The organism is Bradyrhizobium sp. SZCCHNR1015 (assembly GCF_032489875.1).
GTDB lineage: Bacteria > Pseudomonadota > Alphaproteobacteria > Rhizobiales > Xanthobacteraceae > Bradyrhizobium.
Map to the genome: position 1 here is coordinate 94,362 of NZ_JAUEYW010000003.1, position 19,689 is coordinate 114,050.

At 62.4% G+C, this 19,689-nt stretch carries 16 protein-coding genes, 1 tRNA gene and 1 pseudogene; 14 read left to right on the forward strand and 4 right to left on the reverse strand.

The window, feature by feature from the left end; all coding sequences use genetic code 11:
* The first annotated feature begins 5 nt into the window (after window positions 1–5).
* The 7 genes from QX128_RS06940 (at window position 6) to QX128_RS06970 (ending at window position 11,328) form a co-directional block, all read left to right on the forward strand.
* The gene (locus QX128_RS06940) at window positions 6–3,428 is read left to right on the forward strand and encodes an ATP-dependent helicase (RefSeq protein ID WP_316237024.1); all 3,423 of its coding nucleotides are present in this window, start codon (window positions 6–8) and stop codon (window positions 3,426–3,428) included.
* A 107-nt stretch (window positions 3,429–3,535) separates the two neighbouring features.
* Complete coding sequence (locus QX128_RS06945) at window positions 3,536–4,027, forward strand: hypothetical protein (protein ID WP_316237025.1); 492 nt, start codon at window positions 3,536–3,538, stop codon at window positions 4,025–4,027.
* 4 nt (window positions 4,028–4,031) lie between these two features.
* Window positions 4,032–4,520 (forward strand): hypothetical protein, encoded by a 489-nt coding sequence (locus QX128_RS06950; RefSeq protein ID WP_316237026.1) that lies wholly within the window; start codon window positions 4,032–4,034, stop codon window positions 4,518–4,520.
* Entirely contained in the window at window positions 4,468–4,989 is a 522-nt protein-coding gene (locus QX128_RS06955; RefSeq protein WP_316237027.1) for a hypothetical protein, read from the forward strand. The genes QX128_RS06950 and QX128_RS06955 overlap by 53 nt, the downstream gene beginning before the upstream one ends.
* A gap of 8 nt (window positions 4,990–4,997) precedes the next feature.
* Complete coding sequence (locus QX128_RS06960; RefSeq protein WP_316237028.1) at window positions 4,998–6,389, forward strand: hypothetical protein; 1,392 nt, start codon at window positions 4,998–5,000, stop codon at window positions 6,387–6,389.
* Between the two features lie 98 nt (window positions 6,390–6,487).
* Window positions 6,488–7,759 (forward strand): DNA repair exonuclease, encoded by a 1,272-nt coding sequence (locus QX128_RS06965; RefSeq protein ID WP_316237029.1) that lies wholly within the window; start codon window positions 6,488–6,490, stop codon window positions 7,757–7,759.
* Window positions 7,760–7,761: 2 nt separating this feature from the next.
* Window positions 7,762–11,328 carry an ATP-binding protein gene (locus tag QX128_RS06970; RefSeq protein WP_316237030.1) on the forward strand — a complete coding sequence of 1,189 codons (3,567 nt, stop codon included), beginning with the start codon at window positions 7,762–7,764 and terminating at the stop codon, window positions 11,326–11,328.
* A 36-nt stretch (window positions 11,329–11,364) separates the two neighbouring features.
* Here QX128_RS06970 and QX128_RS06975 read toward each other — a convergent pair whose 3' ends face one another.
* From QX128_RS06975 to QX128_RS06985, 3 genes are all read right to left on the reverse strand, one after another.
* Complete coding sequence (locus QX128_RS06975; RefSeq protein WP_316237031.1) at window positions 11,365–11,961, reverse strand: mobile mystery protein B; 597 nt, start codon at window positions 11,959–11,961, stop codon at window positions 11,365–11,367.
* Complete coding sequence (locus tag QX128_RS06980; protein WP_172133959.1) at window positions 11,958–12,419, reverse strand: mobile mystery protein A; 462 nt, start codon at window positions 12,417–12,419, stop codon at window positions 11,958–11,960. Before QX128_RS06980 ends, QX128_RS06975 begins: the two co-directional genes overlap by 4 nt.
* A gap of 720 nt (window positions 12,420–13,139) precedes the next feature.
* Window positions 13,140–13,373, reverse strand: coding sequence for a helix-turn-helix transcriptional regulator (locus QX128_RS06985; RefSeq protein WP_316237032.1), 234 nt, complete (start codon window positions 13,371–13,373; stop codon window positions 13,140–13,142).
* 1,021 nt (window positions 13,374–14,394) lie between these two features.
* On the opposite strand from QX128_RS06985, the pseudogene QX128_RS06990 reads away from it, so the two are divergent.
* A pseudogene (locus QX128_RS06990) lies at window positions 14,395–15,090 on the forward strand (tyrosine-type recombinase/integrase); the annotation flags it as partial.
* A 189-nt stretch (window positions 15,091–15,279) separates the two neighbouring features.
* Here QX128_RS06990 and QX128_RS06995 read toward each other — a convergent pair.
* Window positions 15,280–15,365: transfer RNA gene (locus tag QX128_RS06995), tRNA-Glu, on the reverse strand.
* A 106-nt stretch (window positions 15,366–15,471) separates the two neighbouring features.
* Here QX128_RS06995 and QX128_RS07000 point away from each other — a divergent pair.
* The 6 genes from QX128_RS07000 (at window position 15,472) to QX128_RS07025 (ending at window position 19,686) form a co-directional block, all read left to right on the forward strand.
* On the forward strand, window positions 15,472–16,860 hold the full coding sequence (locus QX128_RS07000) for a tyrosine-type recombinase/integrase (RefSeq protein ID WP_316237033.1): 1,389 nt from the start codon (window positions 15,472–15,474) through the stop codon (window positions 16,858–16,860).
* The gene (locus QX128_RS07005) at window positions 16,857–17,600 is read left to right on the forward strand and encodes a hypothetical protein (RefSeq protein WP_316237034.1); all 744 of its coding nucleotides are present in this window, start codon (window positions 16,857–16,859) and stop codon (window positions 17,598–17,600) included. The genes QX128_RS07000 and QX128_RS07005 overlap by 4 nt, the downstream gene beginning before the upstream one ends.
* A 79-nt stretch (window positions 17,601–17,679) precedes the next feature.
* The gene (locus tag QX128_RS07010) at window positions 17,680–17,946 is read left to right on the forward strand and encodes a helix-turn-helix transcriptional regulator (RefSeq protein ID WP_009025977.1); all 267 of its coding nucleotides are present in this window, start codon (window positions 17,680–17,682) and stop codon (window positions 17,944–17,946) included.
* Window positions 17,913–18,341: a hypothetical protein gene (locus QX128_RS07015; protein WP_316237035.1), complete on the forward strand. Its 429-nt coding sequence runs from the start codon at window positions 17,913–17,915 to the stop codon at window positions 18,339–18,341. Before QX128_RS07010 ends, QX128_RS07015 begins: the two co-directional genes overlap by 34 nt.
* Window positions 18,338–18,601, forward strand: a complete 264-nt coding sequence (locus QX128_RS07020) for a hypothetical protein (RefSeq protein ID WP_316237036.1) — start codon at window positions 18,338–18,340, stop codon at window positions 18,599–18,601. The genes QX128_RS07015 and QX128_RS07020 overlap by 4 nt, the downstream gene beginning before the upstream one ends.
* The gene (locus tag QX128_RS07025; protein WP_316237037.1) at window positions 18,598–19,686 is read left to right on the forward strand and encodes an AAA family ATPase; all 1,089 of its coding nucleotides are present in this window, start codon (window positions 18,598–18,600) and stop codon (window positions 19,684–19,686) included. The genes QX128_RS07020 and QX128_RS07025 overlap by 4 nt, the downstream gene beginning before the upstream one ends.
* Window positions 19,687–19,689 lie beyond the last annotated feature (3 nt).

Consider the following 19,689-nt stretch of genomic DNA (forward strand, 5'->3'; position numbering starts at 1 on the left):
GCCGCATGAAGTCATTTGAGACCATCCGCGATCTTGCCGCTCAACTTCATATGGAGCTTGTGCGGAAGGGTGCCAATCCGCAGGATCCGGAAAGCCTGATCGCGCACGCCATCACGCATTTCGACCTTGAATTGACTTTTCTCGAAACTGCCGACCCGGCGCTGAAGGGCGCGAAAGCGCTTTTCGACGAGCAGAGCGGGACGATTTGCGCGGCGAAGATCGGCTCTGCCGCCGAGCGGGCCCTGGTCGTCGCGCACGAAGTCGGGCATCTGGTCGCGCATGCTCAATCCTGTTCCTGTGGCGAGTCGGACATCGATCCGTCGCGCTCGACCGAAGCGGCGCCCGTCGGCTTGCAGAAGGTCGAGGATTACGGCGCCAAGGAGCGGCGCGAACTGGAAGCGAATGTCTTCGCGCGGGAGCTTCTTTTCCCGCGCTTTCTGGCATCCAAATGGTTTCTTGAGGACAGGGCCGGTGCGTCTGCCATCGCGTCGAAATCGGGGCTTCCGTTGCCGCTTGTGCGGCAGCAAATCCTGGATGCGGTCCTTCTGCCGAAGCTGGAGGCCGCAAAGCCGAAGCCTCCCGTCACCTTCAGGCGCGATCCCGCCCAGGAACGGGCCGCCGCGCATCGCAATTCACCGTACCAGCTCCGCGCCGGTCCCGGCACGGGGAAGACGCGAAGCCTCGTCAGCCGCATTCAGTCGCTCCTTGCGGATTCTGTCCAGCCTGCCGCGATTCTCGTTCTGACGTTTTCCAACCGGACGGCCGCGGAGCTTTCCGAGCGCCTCACGCTCGCCCTCGCCGACAAAGCCGCTGCCGTCTGGGTCGGAACCTTCCACGGATTCGGCCTCGACCTGGTCCGGCGTTTCCACGACAAACTTGGATTGCCGCCGGATCCCACATTGTTCGATCGCAGCGACGCAATCGCCGTGCTCGAAGAGATTCTGCCGACACTTCCTCTCAAGCACTACAAAAACCTGTGGGATCCCGTCATCGTGCTGCGGGACATCCTGCAAGCGATCTCGCGCGCCAAGGACGAAGTCGTGACGGCGCCGGAGTATCACAAGCTTGCAGAGGCCCAGCACGCGCGCGCCGCGGCTTCCGGTGATCCCGAGGCCATCAAGGCGGCGGAGAAAGTCCGCGAGATTGCCTCCGTCTACGAACTTTACGAGCAGGCAAAGGCCGCCCGCCAAGCGGTTGATTTCGGCGATCTCATTTTGTTGCCGACATTGTTGCTGGAGCAGGACGAAGCCGTGCGGGCTGCAACGCGTCTGCGCCACCGGCACATCCTGGTAGACGAATATCAGGACGTGAACCGCGCCAGCGTGCGCCTCGTGAAAGCCTTGGCCGGCGATGGAAAGAATCTTTGGGTCGTCGGCGATGCCCGGCAATCCATCTACCGGTTCCGGGGCGCGTCGTCCGCCAACATGGCGGCGTTTGCCGCGGATTTTCCGGGCGCCGTCTCTGAACCGCTTGAGATCAACTATCGATCCACGCAGAAGGTCATTGATGCCTACAGCGCATTCGCCGAGCGCATGGACATGCCGACGGCGCTCGCCAGGCTGGATCTGGAAGCGGCCCGCGAAGAGAATGCCTATGTTCCTGAAATCCGTGGATTCGGCACTCCAGACGACGAAGCTGCGGGAATCGCGGCCTGCGTGAGGCAGCTTGAGAAGGAAGGCATCGACTTGCGCGATCAGGCGGTCCTTTGCCGCACCAATCCACGGATCGACGAGATCGCCAAGGCGCTTGAATCGCGCGGCATACCCGTCCTGCATCTTGGAAGCCTGTTCGAGCGCGAAGAAATACGCGACCTGCTCTCGCTTCTGAGCCTCGCCACAGACCGCTTCGGAGCCGGACTGGTGCGGATTTGCACGATGCCGCGTTATCAGGCCTCGCTCCAAGACGTGAAGCGATTGCTGGCTCACCTCGACGGGGGCGACAAGCCTGCACTATCCCGGCTTGATGAACTTGCGGAGTTGCCGGACCTGTCCGCACCCGCGGCGGCGGCCATCAAGCGCCTGGCGGGAGATTGCGCAGGACTCAAACCCTCGCAGTATCCCTGGGACTACCTCACGACCATTCTTCTGGATCACGGGGACTGGACTCGGTCGCTTGCCGGCGGCGTGGATATCTCAGATCGCATGCGCGGGATCGCCATCTGGCAGTTCCTCAATTTTTTGCGCGAACAAAGTCCGGTTTCCAAAGGCTCGCCGATTTACACCGCGCTGGAGCGGGTGCGAAATCTCGTTCTTCTCAACGAGGAGCGCGATCTCCGGCAGGTTCCGGAGGCGGCGCTGCGAATGAACGCCGTGCGCCTCATGACAATACATGGAAGCAAGGGCCTGGAGTTCGAAGCGGTACATCTCCCAGGCATGGTCGTCACCGGCCTTCCCGCGAACCCGCACCCCGTGCAATGCCCTCCGCCCGAAGGAATGATCGCTGGAGCGACTGGATCGGTCGCCGAAGAACACGAGAGGGCGCATCGGCAGGAAGAAGAGTGCCTTTTCTTCGTCGCCATGTCCCGTGCCCGGACGCGACTCTGCCTTTATCTGACACGGTTGCAAAGAAACGGCCGCGGAAGGTCGCCCTCGCCGTTCATTGCGCGCGTGGCATCCAAGATGCGAAGCATCGACGACGCGCCTACCCTTCCGGGCGCAAAGCGGTCGCGCCCGACGGAGATTCAGGTCGCTTTTTCGGAAAGCTGGTCTCTCACCGACCGGCGCATCGGCTCTTACGAGCGTTGCCCGAGGCGATTCTTCTATACTCACATTCTGGATATTGGCACCGCGCGCCGGTCAACATCCTTCGAGCGCACCCATTCCTGCATCTACGAGTTGATCGACTGGCTCGCGAAAACACGGCTCGACGCTGTTCCTACCCGCGAGGAGACCCACGCTGCGTTCGATGCCATCTGGGCGCAAAAGGGACCGACAGATCCGGCCTATGCCGCGGACTACCGCCATCTTGCCCGCAAACTGGTCGACGGGCTTGTCGATGCCGGCGCCAGCCGGATATTTCGGGAAGCCACTCCGTTGGCGATCGATTTCGCCAATGGCCGCATACTGATCGAACCTGCCGAGATCGCCGAGCGCGCCGACGGCGTCGTCGTGGTCCGCCGTATCCGCAGCGGGCACCGGGGCAAGACCGAGTTCGAGAAGCTCGAATATTTTCTCTACCACGCGGCCGCAACCAAGCACTTCGGGAGCGGTGCAGTCGTTGAAGCCATCCATTTGACCGACAACGAGGTCGTCGACGTCCCTGCCCTCAAGCCCAATCAGACCAAAACCGGCACCAGGAAGACCGAAGAGCTCCTCGCCGGCATCGCGCGCGGCGCCTACAACCCGAAACCAAACGCCTTCACCTGCCCGCGCTGTCCCCATTTCTTCATTTGCGCCGCCGCGCCTGACGGCCCGTTGACCGCCGTCTGATTTTTTCTGCCGGGTGGTTTCGGCACGCCGATCCCGAGGGATTACCGGATCAGAAGCCAGTGACGGCAATCGCGCCGGTCACGGCTCTGTTCAGATCCGGAGTTCACATGAAGACCATCAACATCTTTTATCAGGGCGAGGGCGTCGCCGCGCTCGAACACATCGAGATCGGCGATCACGAAACCTTCGGCGCGCTTCGCGCCGAGCTCGCCAAGAAGCACGGGCTGGGTGCCGATGCCTGCCTGTTCATCGAGGACGAGGCAGAGCCGGTCGCCGACGAGGTGCCGATCGCGAGCAAGGCGGGCCGGGCCGGCGTCAAGGTCCACATCCATCGCTGCCGCGAGATCAAGGTCACGGTCCACTTCAACGGCAAGTCGGTGCACGACAAGTTCGCGCCCGGCGCTACCGTTGCCAGCGTCAAGCAGTGGGCCGCGATCCGCAAGTTCGGCATGACGGAGGAAGAGGCGAGCCACCACCACTTGCAGCTTGCCGGCACCACCATTCAGCCGGATCCCGGCACGCATATCGGCACGCTCGCCACGTCGGGCAAGTGCGCGGCCGAGTTCGACCTCGTGTCGACCCCGAAGGTGAACGGTTAAGTCCATGGCCACGCAAACCACCGGCGCGCCGGACGAGCGTGCCTTCCGGGCGGACGCGGCGAAGCCCGCGTTCCGCCTAGCCGAAGCCGAGGGACGATTTCGCGTCATCAGCATTGCCTGGCCGATCGTGCTGGCCGGCGTGCGCGCGGCCGACGGCACCGAGTTCTGCCTGCGGCTCGACTGCGCCGGCTATCCGGCAATCGCGCCGACCGGACGCTTGTGGGACCTCAAGAAGAACGCGCCGCTGGCCCACGCCTCCTGGCCCGGCAGCAAGGGCGGGCGCGTGAAAGCCGTGTTCAGAACCGACTGGAAGGACGGCACCGCACTCTATCTGCCGTGCGACCGCGTCAGCCGCCAAGGCCACGACAACTGGCGGCAGGAAACGCCGACGATGATCTGGGATCCGTCGCGCGGCATCACTCAATACCTGGAGATCGTTTATGAGCTTCTCAATTGCGGCGATTATCAGCCGCCTGTTCGCACCGCGGCATGAGCTGTCCTGCTCGTGGTTCCTCTGGCAGCGGCTGACCGCGCGCCTGCGCGAGCGCGGCCGCAACGAAAGCCGCGAGAGCGGCGCCTTCCTGCTCGGCATCCAGGAGCCGGGTCAGCCCGCGCGGATCCTTGACTTCATTCTTTACGACGATCTCGACCCGCACAGCCTCGACACGGGTATTGTTCGCTTCGACGGCAGGTATTTCGGCAAGCTCTGGTCAATCTGCCGCGAGCGCGGCCTCACCATCGTCGCCGACGTCCATGTGCATCCCGGCGGTTCGGCGCAAAGCGCCTCCGATAAGGCGCACCCGATGGTGACGCAGGCCGGCCATCTCGCGCTGATCCTGCCGCAATTCGCGCGGGCGCCACTGCGCCGCGAGGAAATCGGCATCTATCGCTATCTCGGCAACCAGACCTGGCACACCGTGCCGCGCACGCAGCGGCGGGCGTTCTTCCATATCGGATTGTGAGGCTCATAATGAACGCATTCACGTCGGCAGATACGATGCACCGCTTAGCCAAGCGGGCGATGGACAACGGCAGCGCCCGCAGCCGCGAGGAAGCCGAAGCGCTGTTGCAGGGCTACAGAATCGCGATCGCGGTCGACGACGCGGTCTGCACCGATCGGCATCACCAGGCGGCAGTGCTCGCTGCTGTTGCGCTTGGCCGCCGCGTCTTTCTGGGCGGCGTGACGGTTGCGGGCAATCTGGACGTCCCGCTTGTTGCGCCCCTGCCCTTCGGCCGCACGCTTGGCGAAGCGGTCGTCGCGCTTGGCGGCGCGCCCGGCGACATGCGCGCGGGCCTCCCGGTGCTGCGGATCGGCAATGGCTCCGGTGGCCGCGTGCAGGGGTTCTGCGTTCGCCTGACCTTCGCCGGCTGGCGTGGCGGGATTGTGCCGAACGACGCCGAGGGCATCGCCGCCCTTGCGGGCGAGACTATGGCGCTCGCGCCGATGCTCGCGGCGGCCTTGGCGGTCAACGAAGCCTTCCTGCATCTCTCCGGCGAAATGCCGTCGGCGGGCCGCCGTTGCGTCGGCCTGTCCCTGTGGAATCTCGCGGACAAGGACTGGCTCGATGCCCGCGCCCCGGACCCCGTGCTGCGGTATTTGCCGACGCGCCTCTGGCTGATCGGCCTTGGGCATCTCGGGCAGGCGTTTCTCTTCGCCCTAGGGCTCCTTCCCTACGAACGCCCGTCCGATCTTCACCTTCTGCTTCAGGACGACGACATCGTCACACCGTCGACCGAGAGCACCTCGATCCTCACCGACGCCGCCATGGTCGAGAAGAAGAAGACGCGGACGATGGCCGCATGGGCCGAGCAGCGCGGTTTCAACACGACCATCACCGAGCGGCTCTTCGACAAGGACACGCGGCGCCAGCCGCACGAGCCCGCCATCGCGCTCTGCGGGCTCGACAATGCCGCAGGCCGCCGCCAGCTCGATCTCGCCGGGTTTGACTTCGTCGCCGAGGCCGGCCTTGGCCGCGGCCACGCGGATTTCCGCAGCATGCTCATTCATACGCTGCCGGGCGACGCGCCGGCGGCCAAACTCTGGCAGAGCGTCGACGCTGGCGGGAGCGCCATCGACGCGGCCGCCTACCGCAAGATGCTGGAGGACGGATCGCTCGACCGCTGCGGCGTCACCCTTCTCGCCGGCAAGGCCGTCGGCGCGCCGTTCGTCGGCGCCACGGCCGCAACCATCGTCATCGCGGAAGTTCTGCGCCTGCTGCACGGCGCGCCGGTCAACCGCCTGGTCGAGCTGAACCTTATCAATCCCGATCACCGGCGGACGGCGCCGCAGCGCAACGATTTCTCAGGTCTCAATCCGGGCTTTGTGCCCGCGCTTGAGAGGAGTGAACAGCGTCCGGAGTAATGCACAAATCTGTTCGCTTTCTGTTCTTTCACGTGCTAGGGTTGAAACTTCTTCTGACCTTGACGATCGCGTGCAACATTTTCCGTGGGGGGGGAGACGTGACCAATTTTCAGTTCCTGCACACTGGCGACATCCATCTTGACAGTCCGCTCAAGGGCCTTGCCGGGCAGGATGGGCCGGCCGCCGATCTCATTCGAACAGCCACGCGCCAGGCTTTCTCCAATCTCGTTGACCTGGCCATCGCGGAAGAAGTCGCGTTCGTCGTCATCGCCGGCGATCTCTACGACGGGGATTGGCGCGACTATCAAACCGGCCTGTTTTTCGTGCGCCAGATGGGCCGCCTCGCCCAAGCGGGAATTCCGGTCTACCTCATCTGGGGTAACCATGACGCGGAGAGCCAGATCACGAAGCGGCTCAACCTGCCAGACAATGTCAAAGTCTTCTCATCGCGCAAGCCGCAGACGCTCACGCTGGATGGCTTGAAGGTCGCCATCCACGGACAAAGCTTCAAGCAGCGCGACGTCACCGACAATCTTGTTCCTGCCTACCCCGCTCCGATCGCGGGCTGTTTCAACATAGGCGTACTGCACACTGGCCTTGGCGGCATGGGCGGCCACGCCAACTACGCACCGTGCAGCATGGATGACCTGATCAACAAGGGCTACGACTATTGGGCGCTCGCGCATGTGCACCAGGGCCAGGTGCTTCACGAACGCCCGCACGTCGTCTTCTGCGGCAACCTGCAAGGCCGCCATATCCGCGAGACGGGGCCGAAAGGCGCCTGCGTCGTTTCGGTCAGGGACGGCGCCGTCGACAACATCGCAACCATCCGGTGCTCCGTGGTGCATTGGGCCCGTCTGAATGTCGCGGCCGACAAGGCCCACCATTTCAACGATCTGATCGATGCCATTCGCGATGCCATCACCCGCGCCGTAGCTGCGGATGACGGCGGGCAATTGCTTGCCTGCCGGATCCAAATCACCGGCCGGACCAGCCTGCACGCGCAGCTCCCTGGCACGATCGAGCAGCTCACGGCCGAAGCCCGCGCTGCCGCGCTTGGTCTCGGCGAAGCCGCCGCGTGGATCGAGCGCATCGCGATCGACACCGAACCGGAGCTTGATCGGTCCCACGCCGTGCGTGCTGACGCGCTCGGCGATCTGCAGAAGATCGTCGAAGATGCCGCGTCGGATGGACAAGTCACCGCGCAGATCGAAGCCGCGCTCGGCGATCTGATCCGCAAACTTCCGCACGACCTGCGTGCCGAACTGGAATCCGGCGCGCTTATGGACGCCGCCACAGGCGACTACAAGAGCCTGATCGAACGCGCGGGGCGCGATCTTCTGGCGCAGCTCGAAGCGGAAGGAGCCTGATCATGCGCATCCGCCGACTCGACCTTCTCCGCTACGGGCATTTCACCGACGCTGCATTGCACATGCCGCCAGGCCAGCCGGATTTACATTTTGTCGTCGGCCCCAATGAAGCCGGCAAATCCACGGCTCTTTCTGCCATCGAGGACTTGCTGTTCGGTATCCCTCACAATTCCACGCGCAACTTCACGCACGACTACAACACGATGCGTATCGGCGCCCTTCTTGAGACCGAAGGCGGGCAGCTCGACATCCGCCGCCGCAAGGGCAACCGCGACACCATCATCGACGGCAACGGCGTCCCCTTTCCCGCTGGCGAGTCGGGTCTCGCTTCGTTTCTTGCAGGAGCCGACCGTGCTTTTTTTGTGCGAATGTTTTGCCTGGACCATGAACGCCTGCGAACCGGCGGCCAGGAAATCCTTCAGGCCCAGGACGATGTCGGACAAATGCTCTTCTCCGCCGGTGCCGGGATATCAGGGCTTCGGCAACGCCTGAAAGCGCTTGAAGAGGAAGCCGATACGCTTTGGGCCAGTCGCCGCGCGGGGCACCGCAAATTCTACCAGGCCGACGAGAAGCTGAAAGCTGCTGAAGCCGCTTTGCGCGAGCATACCTTCGCCGCTACCAAATGGCAGGACCTCAAGACCGCCGTCGAAGAGGCGGACGCGGCCATCGCCAAATTGGAAGCTGACATCGAATCGAAGGCAGCCGAACACCGGAAACTGACCCGCGTGCGCCGGGTCTGCCGCGACGTGCGCAAGCGCGCCGAGATCGACGCCGCCATCCAGCAACTTGGTGAGACGGTTTCGCTGCCGCAGGACGCCGCAGTTATACTGGCCGATGCCATCCGCGATCAGAACATCGCGGCTACCCGCATTGACACACTCAATGAAGAGATCGCCAAGCTCAAGCGCGAGCGCTCCCTGCTCGTTTACGATGAGAATTTTCTGATCAGGGGCGAGGACATCGCGCGCCTGCACGAAAGACGCATCACCATCCGCGACCGCCGAAGCGACCTGCCGAAGCGGCGCGCGGAACTCGCAGTCGCGGAATCGCAGCTTGCAGGCCTTGCCGCCGAAATCGGCTGGACACCAGGCGATGCCGCCGCGATTGTCGCGCGTATTCCGACCCGCACCGCGCTCGCTAGCATTCGCTCCCTGCTCAATCAACGCGGGGAGATGGACTCGGCGGTCGCCAGTGCAGAAGAGACAGCGCAGGAAGCCGAAAACAAGGCTGCCGAGCTGGTTCAGACACTTGCCGACGCGCCGGCTGTGCCGGATGTTTCGACGCTTGGTGCTGTCATCAAAACCTGTCGCGAGGCCGGCGACATCGCTGCGCGTATTGCCGCCGCCGAGCGTGACGCCAAGGAAGCGTCGGCCGCTTCCGAACGCCTTCTGAAATCGATCCGGCCGAAGGCTACATCTCTGGCCGACCTTGCGGCCCTCGCGCCGCCGTCCAAGGACGCCATACAGGCGCATCGTGATGCCGTGCGCGACCACGAGCGACGCACGCAGGCCTGCCTGGAGCGCATCCGCGCAGCCGAACAGGAATGCCTCCGCCACGACAAAGCCTATGCCCGCATCGCCAAGACGGAAAACGCCGTCTCGCTGGAAGGCCTTCGCAGTCTGCGGGAGCGGCGCGATCTCGGCTGGTCGATCATCCGCAGAAAGCATCTTGATAATGCGCCTGTCGGTGACGACGAAATCGAAGCGTTCCAGGGGCGCGGCACCCTGCCCGATGCTTATGAGGGCGCTGTCCGAGACGTTGACGATGCGGCCGACCGCCGTTTTGACAATGCGCAAGCCGCAGCCCGGCTTGCCGAAATTGGACGGCAACGCGCCGAGCAGCAGGAACTGCTTGATGCGCTCAAGGCTGAAAACGGCGCGCTGACAGCGGAGCAGCAAAGGCTTGACGGCGCGTGGACAACGCTTTGGGCAAATACAGGCATTGCTCCGGCTGCGCCCGACGAGATGCTCGCATGGCTCGATCTGCGGGCGCAGGCCATCGACTGCGCGGGAAAAATCGAAGCCGCAGAGCGCAATGCAGATTCTCTTCGCACAGAGGAAGACGCGAGCAAATCACTGCTCGCAAAGGAACTGACGCCCCTTGGCGTCGACCCCAGCCAGATTTCGTCCAAGCCTTTACGCGTCGTCATAGAGTTCGCTGCCGACGCCCACAAACGCTTCGAGAAGCAGGACGAGACCAGAAAGGCCCTGGAAGACTCTTTGAAATCGGCAAATGCCGAAGCAGCGCGAAAAAAGGCGGCGCTAGCCGCCGCCCAAACACGGCGGTCTGAGTGGCAGGACAAATCAGCCGCCGCCCTCGCCAGCCTGGGTGTGGACCAGAGCGTCCCTCACGAGACGCTGCTTGTTCAGCTCGGCATTCTCGATGAAATGCGCGAGATCGCAGCCAGGATTACGGACCTGCGGCAGGAACGCATCGAGAAGATCGAACGGGACATCACGGCATTCGAGGAAGAGGTTGCAGAGCTTGTTAAGGCGATCGCGGCCGACCTTGCCGCCACAGCGGCCGACGACGCAATCCTTGAACTGCACCGCCGCTCCGGTGAAGCCATCAAAATCCGGGACGAGATTGCGGCGAAAGACAAGGCGCTTACCGAGCAGCAGCAAAAAGTGGAGGAATGCCGCAAGTCCGGCGCAGGCGCGCAAAAGGCCATCGTTTCATTGCAAGCGGCGGCCGCCGTTACCTCACTCGACGATCTGAAGGATGCCATCAAACGGTCCGACACCATGCGCGCTCTCCGCGGAGACATGGACTCTGTCACCAGTACGCTTTCCTCTGACGGCGACGGCCTCACCGTCGCCGAGCTCGAAACCGAGTGTGCCGGCGCCGACCCCGATCATCTGGCCGCGCGCGAGGCGACCGCAGGCGAGGAGCTTCAGGCTCTTCGGGACCAGCTTGTCGATATGCGGCAAACCCAGAGAGATGCCCGGAAGAATTTTGACGCCGTCGGCGGCGCCGACGGCGCCGCCCGCGCCGCCGTGGACCGGCAATCGGCGCTCGCTGAAATGAGCGAGATCGCGGAGCGCTATGTCAGGCTGCGGAGCGCGGGCATTGTCCTGCGTCATGCCATTGACCGATACCGGCGCGAAAAGCAGGCGCCGCTTCTCAAGCGTGCCGGACAGCTCTTTTCCACGCTGACCGGCCAGTCCTTCACCGAGCTTCAGCTTGAACTGGACCAGCACGACAACGCGCATCTCGCCGGCATCCGACGCGGCGGCGGGAGCGTTCCGGTGTCAGGCATGAGCACGGGCACCGCGGATCAGCTCTATTTGGCGCTGCGGCTCGCAGCCGTCGAAGACTATCTCGGCCACGCCAGGCCCCTGCCCTTCGTGGCCGACGACCTGTTCATCAACTTTGACGACGATCGCTCGCGGGCCGGCTTTCAAGTTCTCGGCGAGATCGCAAAGAAGACACAGGTTCTCTTCTTCACGCATCACAAGCATCTGATAGACGTGGCGCGGGAAGCTTTGGGCGACGGGATGTCCGTCACCGAATTGGACGGCCCCGCTGTGGCGTATCAGGCGCCTTTGGCGATTGCCGCTGCGGAGTGACAGCGAGGTCTCCATGAAAGGAGTTTCCTCAAAGCATCAGGACCGCGCGAATTCCAACAGCGGCCCGATGTCGTGATTGTCGGCGGCTTGCAGGGCCGCGACATAGCGCGCGCGCAGCGTGCCGACATCGGCAAGGCTGCCGCCGCCCCAACTGAAGGGCTCACCGCCGAGCCGTTCGATCAGCAGGTCGGCCATGAGTCGCACGTGCCGGCCGTTGCCGTTCGGAAACGGATGAATCGCAACCAGCCGGTGATGCAACCGGACCGCAATCTCGTCGGGCGGATAGGTCTTGTTCTCTACCCAGAACCGCACGTCGTCGAGCAAAGCTGGCACTTCCGTGGGGATGCGGAAGGCGTCAATTCCGATATTGCGTTCGGTCTGGCGATAGGTGCCGGCCCAGTCCCAGACGTCGCCCAGCATTTGCTTGTGGAGGTTCTTGACGAAATCCTCGGTCAGCAGATCGGCAGGCTTTTGTCCACGCCGGCGGCGCGCCCAGGCCGCGCCATCGATGATGTTCGCTTCCTCGGCCTCGTTGAGGTCCTGCCGGTTCGTGATCCAGGCCTGCAACAGACCCGCGCGTTCTTCGGGAGCGAGCGGCGTCGCATCGTTCGGCTCCTGAAACAGATCCGTCATCGCTCGTCCCAGAGATCGCGGTCGTTGAGATGCTCGCGGATATAGGCCTCGATCCTCGCTTCGAGACCGGCATCGCCCGTGCCTTGCGCTTCCAGCTTCATGGTATGCGCAATGCGGCCGAGATCGCGCATGGCGATCTTTCGCGCGCGCGTGCGCACGGCGCCATCGAGCGTCGCATTCGGCACGAGCGCATAGACAAGCGTGCAGTCGAGCGCCTCGGCGGCGCGGCGCAGGGTCTTGAGCTGAACCGTGCCGGTGGCTTCGGATTTTTCGAGCGCGTCCGCGCTTTGCGGACTGACCTGCATCCGGCGGGCGAATTGCACGCCGGTCATGCCAAGCGCTTCGCGGATCGCCTTTACCCACCCTTTCGGAGGCGGGGTAAAGCGGTCCGTGGGCTTAAGAGCCGCGAGGCGCTCGTCGAGCCGATGACGGGCATGTTGACGGAGGGTCGGTTTCATAGCAGAGCCTGAATTCCCTGACACTTGTATCAGATTATGGTTTGATTTTAGAGCCGAGAATATCATACCGCAGACTGATTTTCCAATTGTAAAACTCAGACTAGAGGCTGACGCAGGATCGACGGAATCAAAGAACCGAGTAATTTCAAGAGGATGCGGGACACAAGCGCCCTGTCGAAAACGCTCGGGAAACGTCACTTTTTTTCAACATGGCGCGTCGGCTAATGGCCGACCGGGCTCTTGTGAACGGAGCCACGCTGACGGGCTTTGTCTCCGCCCTCCGGCTTCGATCCCTCGCGCACCGTTTTCCCGACGCTCCCCGCGTCGAAGCGCTTAGGGGCGCCACCCCGTCGGCGCGCCGCCAAGGACAATCTCGCTTGCCGTGGCTCGGCTAAAGCCTGCGCCCGCACCCAACCCCGCGAGATTCTCCTTGCGGCTTGCACACCCCGCTCTCGGCGAGGGCCAAGGCTGCATCGCACCGATGCAACCCTTGACCAGGTCGGGAAAGGCAATCATTTTGAAAGGCGAGCCGATAGCGTACGTCAAGAAGGAGTAGGTCGTCATGCCGTCGTCGCAGACTGCCACGCGGCTCGATGCAGCACTCCCCTTCTTGAAGGCCACCCCTTCCCTGTTCGTTGCCGCGGCCAGGTAAGTGAGTCCAATGCGGCGCCTATGGGGGGGGTTCGCATATCGGCGTCCGCGAGCTGTTTGCAGAGCGCGCTATTCCTTCGCAATCTTCGACCGAGCGTCGGGCTTCAGTAGCTCGAGATAATCCACATCGAGGGCGACCGACAGTTCGTAAATCGTCACGACAGTTGGGTTGCGCTGCCCCTTCTCCAGGCCGCTTATGTATTGCTGGCTGAAGCCAGAAATCTCCGCCAGCTTCTCCTGAGTCATTCCTTTGTTTTTTCGGATCCGCAGAACGTTGCGGCCAACCAATCGACGCATGTCCATGGGCAGAAGTCAGCCCATTGCGCGCATGGTTTTTATCAACTATAGTATGTATCCACTAAAGTATGTAACGCCTGATCGGCCTGAGAGGAGGTTCTGTGTCGCAAGGTCGTTTCGCCGAACCAAATTCGCAGGGTCGTGCCGTGGCAGTGACCGCGATAGAACATGGCAACGTGGTCATTACAGTCGCAAGCTTAACGTGCGAGCGCACCGTGTCCGCCGCCCCGGTCTGCGGCTTCATCACCACGATTTTGGGAGGTCCACTTCGCGGCGAAACGCGGGAGAGCAAAACGTGGAGCGGGATGATTCGCAGTCACTCGGACGCTGTCTCTCGCGTCTCCGAGCTCCTCGTGTCTGAGCAGGATGACGCCTCGCAAGCAGACGATGAGCACCCGCGATAGAGCCCGTGAACCGACCCTTTTGCTTCCGATAGCGCGATGACACTTCCGAAGGACGCAAAGACCTTCACTGTTACCTGATCCAAGGCCTAGACACGTCCTCCGGTGTTTTTTTCCGGCAGGTGCACAGGGCTTCGGGAAGGGTATCCGATCGATGCCAAGGCAGACGGCTCTCCCGTCATCACTCAAGCCGCGGCTCATTACTCGCGAGGCGGCAGCCGCCTACATCTGCGTTTCCGCCAACGTCTTTGATCAAATGGTGCGAGCAGGCAGTATGCCCAGGCCTAAACTCCTCGGTGAGCGCCGGAAAGCATGGGACGTCCGAGAACTGGACACTGCCATCGATCTGCTGCCTTCAGATGGCAATGAACCTAGCCTTGACGAGACGTGGAGCGATGTCGATGCCTCGAAGGTTGCCGCCATACGTTGAGCGCAATCACGTCAAGGGGCATACATACCTGTCATTTCGGCGCGGGAAGGGTCGGCGCATTCGCCTGCCAGATGACCCGACCAGCCCAGAGTTCATGTCAGCCTACCAAAGCGCCCTTCTCGGTCAGGTGACAACGTCGAGACCCGAAATCCGCCCTCCCGTTCAGGGCACAATCTCTGCGCTGATCGCCTCTTACATGCGAAGCTCGGAGTACGTCTGCCTTCGAAAGACGAGCAAGGAGGGGTACGGCAGACGGCTCGAGGCCCTCAGAATCGAGCACGGGCATCGGACCGTCGCTGGACTTTCTCGCGAGCGCATCATCACCGGCATTCTTCAGCCGTTCGCCGACCGGCCTGGCGCGGCTCTCGATACACTCAAGAAGCTTCGCATTCTGATCCGTCACGCAATCAACATCGGCTGGATCAAGCACGATCCGTCGCTTGGGATAAAGCGACCCAAGCTTCAGCGCATCAGATCTTGGACGGAGGACGAGATCGAGCTTTTCCGCAAGAAGTGGCCTCTGGAAACCAAACAGCGGTTGGCCTTCGAACTGTTCCTGAACACGGGCCAACGACGATCGGACGTGGTCCGCATGGCGTGGTCCCACATCACGCCAGAAAACAGAATCGCCGTCGCGCAGCAGAAGACAGGACGGCGGTTGTTGATTCCGCTCCACCGGGACCTGCTTTCGGCCTTGGCCGTCGCCAAGCGTGACCACGTGTCGATCATCACGACCGCCTACGGCCAGTCCTTCAGCGTCGACGGCTTCAGCCAATGGATGCGAGACGCCATCACTGACGCAGGCCTGCCGCTCGGTTGTCAGCCGCACGGCCTGCGGAAGGCGACCGGCCGCCGCCTGGCGGAGGCTGGCGCCACGGCAAAGATGATCATGTCCGTCCTTGGCCACACCACTCTTGCAGAGGCTGAGCGATACACTGAGGAGGCTGATCAGGCGAGCCTTGCGGTCGATGCTCTGGCGCGCCTTGAAGGACACAAGGCGAACGGCTTTCCCCAAACGCAATCTGCCGGTTTGGGAAAACCGACCAAAAGCTCAAAGAAATCAGCGGGGGAAAGGCAGAACTGGCGCTCCCTAGGGGAATCGAACCCCTGTTTCAGCCTTGAGAGGGCTGCGATTTTTTTTCGTCGACCATTCGCGACCGTTCGTCACTAGTCAATAGAATCAATATCTTACGTATTTTTCGTCCGCCATTGTTCCCGGCCATACGCCTATGTATATTTGACGGATATTTGACGAGTTTTGGGGCGGATACCGATGGCGAAGACACTCACAGAGGCGCAGATCACGACCGCGAAGGCGCGATCGAGGCTGGGCCTCGGCGTGCATTGGCGTCGGCTCGATACCGAAGCTCACCTTGGCTATCGCAAGGGCAAGCGCAGCGGGGTGTGGCTGGTGCGCTGGCGCAATCACTACGAGGGAGCCGACTACAAGCAAGCGCCGATCGGCATCGCCAACGACATCAACGACAAGCCCGCCGAAGGGACGCTGACGTTCGACCAGGCGACGAAGGAAGCACGGGACTATGTCACGCGGTCCAGAACGGAAGCCGCGGCGCATGCCGCCGGTCCGGCGCCGACCGTGCAAACGGCGGTCGAGGCCTACATCAAAGAGCGCAATGCTCGCGATAGCCGAAGGTCGGGACGTGAAGTTCGATCGGACGCCGGACATCGGCTGCGACGCTATGTTCTCGGCCAGGAGAAACGTGGCAATCAGGGAGCCATTGCGCCCGCCCCTCTTGCCGCTGTCGAGTTGCACGCGTTGAAGGAAGACGACCTGTTGACCTGGCGCGACGAACTGCCTGAAGAACTGAAAGCCACGACGAAGCACCGGCTCTCGAACGACCTCAAGGCCGCGCTGAATGCAGCATGGCCGCGGCTTTCCGCGGAGCAGAAGAAACTGAACCCGACCTTTCTCGCGATCGTCAAAGATGGCTTCAAGGCCGAGCGCATCGATGATGATGACGACGCATCCATCGCGCGGGACAACCAGATCCTCACCGACGCGCAGGTCGGCAACCTGCTTCGCGCGGCAGGCGAGGTCGATGCCGAGCAGGAGAGCGAGGGTGACCTCTACCGGCTCGTGATCTGCCTTGCCGCCACTGGCGCACGGTTTGCGCAGGTGCGGCGCATGCGCGTCAGCGATGCCCAACTCAAGGAGCGGCGCCTGATGATGCCGGGCTCCTACAAGGGGCGCGGCGGCAACGGCGGCTCGGTCCCAATTCCGGTGGGCGACGACGTGATCGAGGCCCTGCTGCCCGCAATCGTCGGCCGGCCGAAGGACGCCCCGCTGTTCGAGCGCTGGAGCTACGAGCAGGAGCCCCACAGCATCGCCTGGAAGAGGTCAGAGCGCGGTCCTTGGAAGACCGCGGAACTGACGCGCCCGTGGCGCGCGATCCGCCAGCGCGCAGGATTGCCAGAGGTGATCCCCTACAGCCTACGCCACACCAGCATCGTCCGCGGCCTGCGAAACGGTCTGCCCATCCAGCAGGTTGCAAAGCTGCACAATACGTCGGTGACGATGATCGAGCGGCATTACGCGAAATACATCGCCACGGCCCTGGAAGCCCTCGCCCGCGCGGCAGTCGTACCGCTGGTGCCGCAGCCGGGTGGGAATGTGGTTACGATCGCGGGCCGTGAGCGATGACCGGACGAGCCGCTTTGGCATTGGAGGATTGGCTTGCGGAATTGGTAAAGCAAGCTGGCGAATGGGACTACGAACAGGTCGGTTATCTGCTCGCCCAAGTTCAAGAGGATGGCGGTGCCGTGCCTAGCCGTTACTTCTTCCCTGCAGAAGCCGCACGTACCGAGCGAACGCGCCTTGGGCGTGCGCTAGCCTTGGCTTTTGCAATGGAGCCGGTCGATGAAGAGTTTGAATCGGATATGCGTTGGGAACGGCGGATAGAACGACTTTGGTCGATCGAAACAAAAGCCAACTCCATTCTGGACGATATGGGCAACGACCCCATCCTGCGGCTCATGGCCACGACTGTAGCTCCCGATCGTCGCACATCGGGCGATGAAGGTGACTGCGACGGATCTAGCCTGTTTGAGTCTCTGAAATCCTCGCTGCAGCTCGTGGCCAGGAGGGCTTCGTCCGCGAGGAAACTTCTGGAGGAGTTTGGCAGGGCCGGCGGATTCGAGATGGATATGGACGGTCCATCGAAGCAATCCACATTGATTCAAAGTCTCGATAGTATCTACGAAGAATACCTGGACGGCGATCCGCTATCTGGGATTGTAAAGACATACAACAAGCCAGGCGGGCCGTTTGTCGCTTTCGTCCGCGCCGTGTACCACGTCGCCATGAGGCCGGAAATGAGCGACGCCACGCTATACAAGGCGCTGCAGAGGGCCGGGCTGATCGGTCAAACGGACAAGGCCTAAGAATTCTCTTCCGCTTGTCTTTTCGACAGTGCCGGACGTTTGCGCTCAATAGCGAGCCATCCCGAACGAGGAGATGGCTATGGACTCTACTTCTGCGAAGGCACTCTTGATTGCGACGGCGGAGCATCTAGACCCGCCTGCCGCGCATCACATTGAGATTTCTGACCTGCCAGCAGCGATGACGATCCCCGCGTTCTGCCGGTGGGCCGGTATCGGCCGTACGATGGCTTACGCCCAGGCGAAAGCCGGTCACCTGAAATTTCGCAAGGTCGGCGCGAAGAAGACTATCGTCCTTCGCGCCGATGCAGAGGAATGGCTGCGCTCGCTGCCTGCCGCCTCGTCCTAGCCTTCCTCCAACAGCATCACCCGTGGCGGGCTTCTCCCGAAGAGAAGCCCGCACCGATGCCATCGGACGCGGGCCAGGAAATTCAAATGCTCCCTTTGGAATATCTCATCGGGACCTACAACCCGATCGGCCGCCCCTACATCTTTGGCGATCCGGCGCAATGGAATCCTCTGCAGGTCGAGATCGTCATGGGCGTGGCGAATGCGAAGTACAACGAGTTTGTCGACGCGACGTGTTACGTCGCTCGATTGGTGCGCAGCGGCCTGATCACCAAGCAAGACGGCGTTGATACGCTTCATGAGGCCGCGCTTTACAACAACCTCTATAACGAATATGGGCGCGATGAAATCCAGAGCGTCATCGCCGCCGCCTTCGAATCGGAGGTGGCCCGATGACCGGCAAAGATTATGGCGCGACCAATTTCGTCGCCATGGACGATTATCTCGCGCGGGTCGTCACCCGATCGGCGCTCGGCTCGTTCGAGAGGCAGACTCGCGAGCTGTGCAAAAAAGTGAGGCGCCGACTCATCACTCGAAGTCAAGCGGTCGAAATTCTGAGGGCCAAATCAACGTACGACCAGATCATCCGGCATTGCGGGCCGCTAAGAGCCGAGCAGATCATGGAAGAGCACCTCAATACAGAGGAGCACACATGAAATACTTCGATGGTAGCGACCTCGACAACGCCGCTCTCGATCTGATTGCATTGCGCCGAGACCAGCAACAGGAGCGGAGTCGGGCTGGATTTCGCTACGAACTGATGTCGGAGTTCGGCCCCCACGCGTTGCGCAAGAACTGGATTTTAAAAGGGATCATCGCGAAGGGCGAGACGACCGCTTGGGTCGGCAAGCCCGGATCGTTGAAATCGGCCCTCATGGCGGACCTCTGCCTTGCGGTGGCCGGCGGGAAGGATTGGCGCGGCAATCGCAGCAAAGCGGCCTGTGGAGTCGTCTACTTCGCGCTCGAGCGGGTGGATCTCGTCCGGCGCAGGCTTCGGGCCGGCTGGCCGCCGGCCGAGAGCGATCCACCAGTGGCCGTCGTGCCTGACACCATGAACCTCATGGACGTCCGCACGGTCGGCAAGGTGATCGCCATCATCAAGGACGTCAACGAACGTATCCAGCCGCACCAGGTGGGCCTGATCGTGATCGACACCTTCGCAAAAGCCATCGCAGCCGGCGGTGGCGACGAAAATTCCGCCAAGGATCAGGGCGTCTGTTTTGCCAACCTGGCACGCATCAAGAATGCCACGGGGGTGCATGTCGCGATTGTCGGTCACACCGGCAAGGACGAAGCGCGGGGCATGCGCGGCTCCAACGCCAGCTATGGTGACGTGGACGTCATGGTGGAGATATCCGGCGAGCAGGTAAAGACCGCGACCGTAACCAAAGCCAACGATCGGCCCGAGGGCCCTCTGCTCTCCTTCCGCTCGGAGACCATCGAGCTGGGCGTTGACGAGGATGGCGACCCTGTAACGGTCAACATCGTAAGCCCGGAAGCGATCGAAACCGGGTCGGGTGGTTCAGAATCTGTTCGACTGACGCCCAATCAACAGACGTTCTACCGCATCCTCTACGACGCCGGTGACCAAGGCCTTACCCTCGAGCAATGGAACGAGCAGGCACGGCAGGCGGGATTGGGCGAACGGCGTAGGGCCGATTTGCTGGACCTGCGGAAGGCATTGCGCGATAAGCAGCTCGTCCGGGAAAGCGGCGGACGATGGCGCGTGGATCATGCCTGACGC

What these genes read in the sequence shown, in the direction of transcription:
- QX128_RS06940 (WP_316237024.1), top strand. Translation starts at nt 6, where the DNA reads ATGAAGTCATTTGAGACCATCCGCGATCTTGCCGCTCAACTTCATATG.
- QX128_RS06945 (WP_316237025.1), top strand. Translation starts at nt 3,536, where the DNA reads ATGAAGACCATCAACATCTTTTATCAGGGCGAGGGCGTCGCCGCGCTC.
- QX128_RS06950 (WP_316237026.1), top strand. Translation starts at nt 4,032, where the DNA reads ATGGCCACGCAAACCACCGGCGCGCCGGACGAGCGTGCCTTCCGGGCG.
- QX128_RS06955 (WP_316237027.1), top strand. Translation starts at nt 4,468, where the DNA reads ATGAGCTTCTCAATTGCGGCGATTATCAGCCGCCTGTTCGCACCGCGG.
- QX128_RS06960 (WP_316237028.1), top strand. Translation starts at nt 4,998, where the DNA reads ATGAACGCATTCACGTCGGCAGATACGATGCACCGCTTAGCCAAGCGG.
- QX128_RS06970 (WP_316237030.1), top strand. Translation starts at nt 7,762, where the DNA reads ATGCGCATCCGCCGACTCGACCTTCTCCGCTACGGGCATTTCACCGAC.
- QX128_RS06975 (WP_316237031.1), bottom strand. Translation starts at nt 11,961, where the DNA reads ATGACGGATCTGTTTCAGGAGCCGAACGATGCGACGCCGCTCGCTCCC.
- QX128_RS06980 (WP_172133959.1), bottom strand. Translation starts at nt 12,419, where the DNA reads ATGAAACCGACCCTCCGTCAACATGCCCGTCATCGGCTCGACGAGCGC.
- QX128_RS06985 (WP_316237032.1), bottom strand. Translation starts at nt 13,373, where the DNA reads ATGGACATGCGTCGATTGGTTGGCCGCAACGTTCTGCGGATCCGAAAA.
- QX128_RS07000 (WP_316237033.1), top strand. Translation starts at nt 15,472, where the DNA reads ATGGCGAAGACACTCACAGAGGCGCAGATCACGACCGCGAAGGCGCGA.
- QX128_RS07005 (WP_316237034.1), top strand. Translation starts at nt 16,857, where the DNA reads ATGACCGGACGAGCCGCTTTGGCATTGGAGGATTGGCTTGCGGAATTG.
- QX128_RS07010 (WP_009025977.1), top strand. Translation starts at nt 17,680, where the DNA reads ATGGACTCTACTTCTGCGAAGGCACTCTTGATTGCGACGGCGGAGCAT.
- QX128_RS07015 (WP_316237035.1), top strand. Translation starts at nt 17,913, where the DNA reads ATGGCTGCGCTCGCTGCCTGCCGCCTCGTCCTAGCCTTCCTCCAACAG.
- QX128_RS07020 (WP_316237036.1), top strand. Translation starts at nt 18,338, where the DNA reads ATGACCGGCAAAGATTATGGCGCGACCAATTTCGTCGCCATGGACGAT.
- QX128_RS07025 (WP_316237037.1), top strand. Translation starts at nt 18,598, where the DNA reads ATGAAATACTTCGATGGTAGCGACCTCGACAACGCCGCTCTCGATCTG.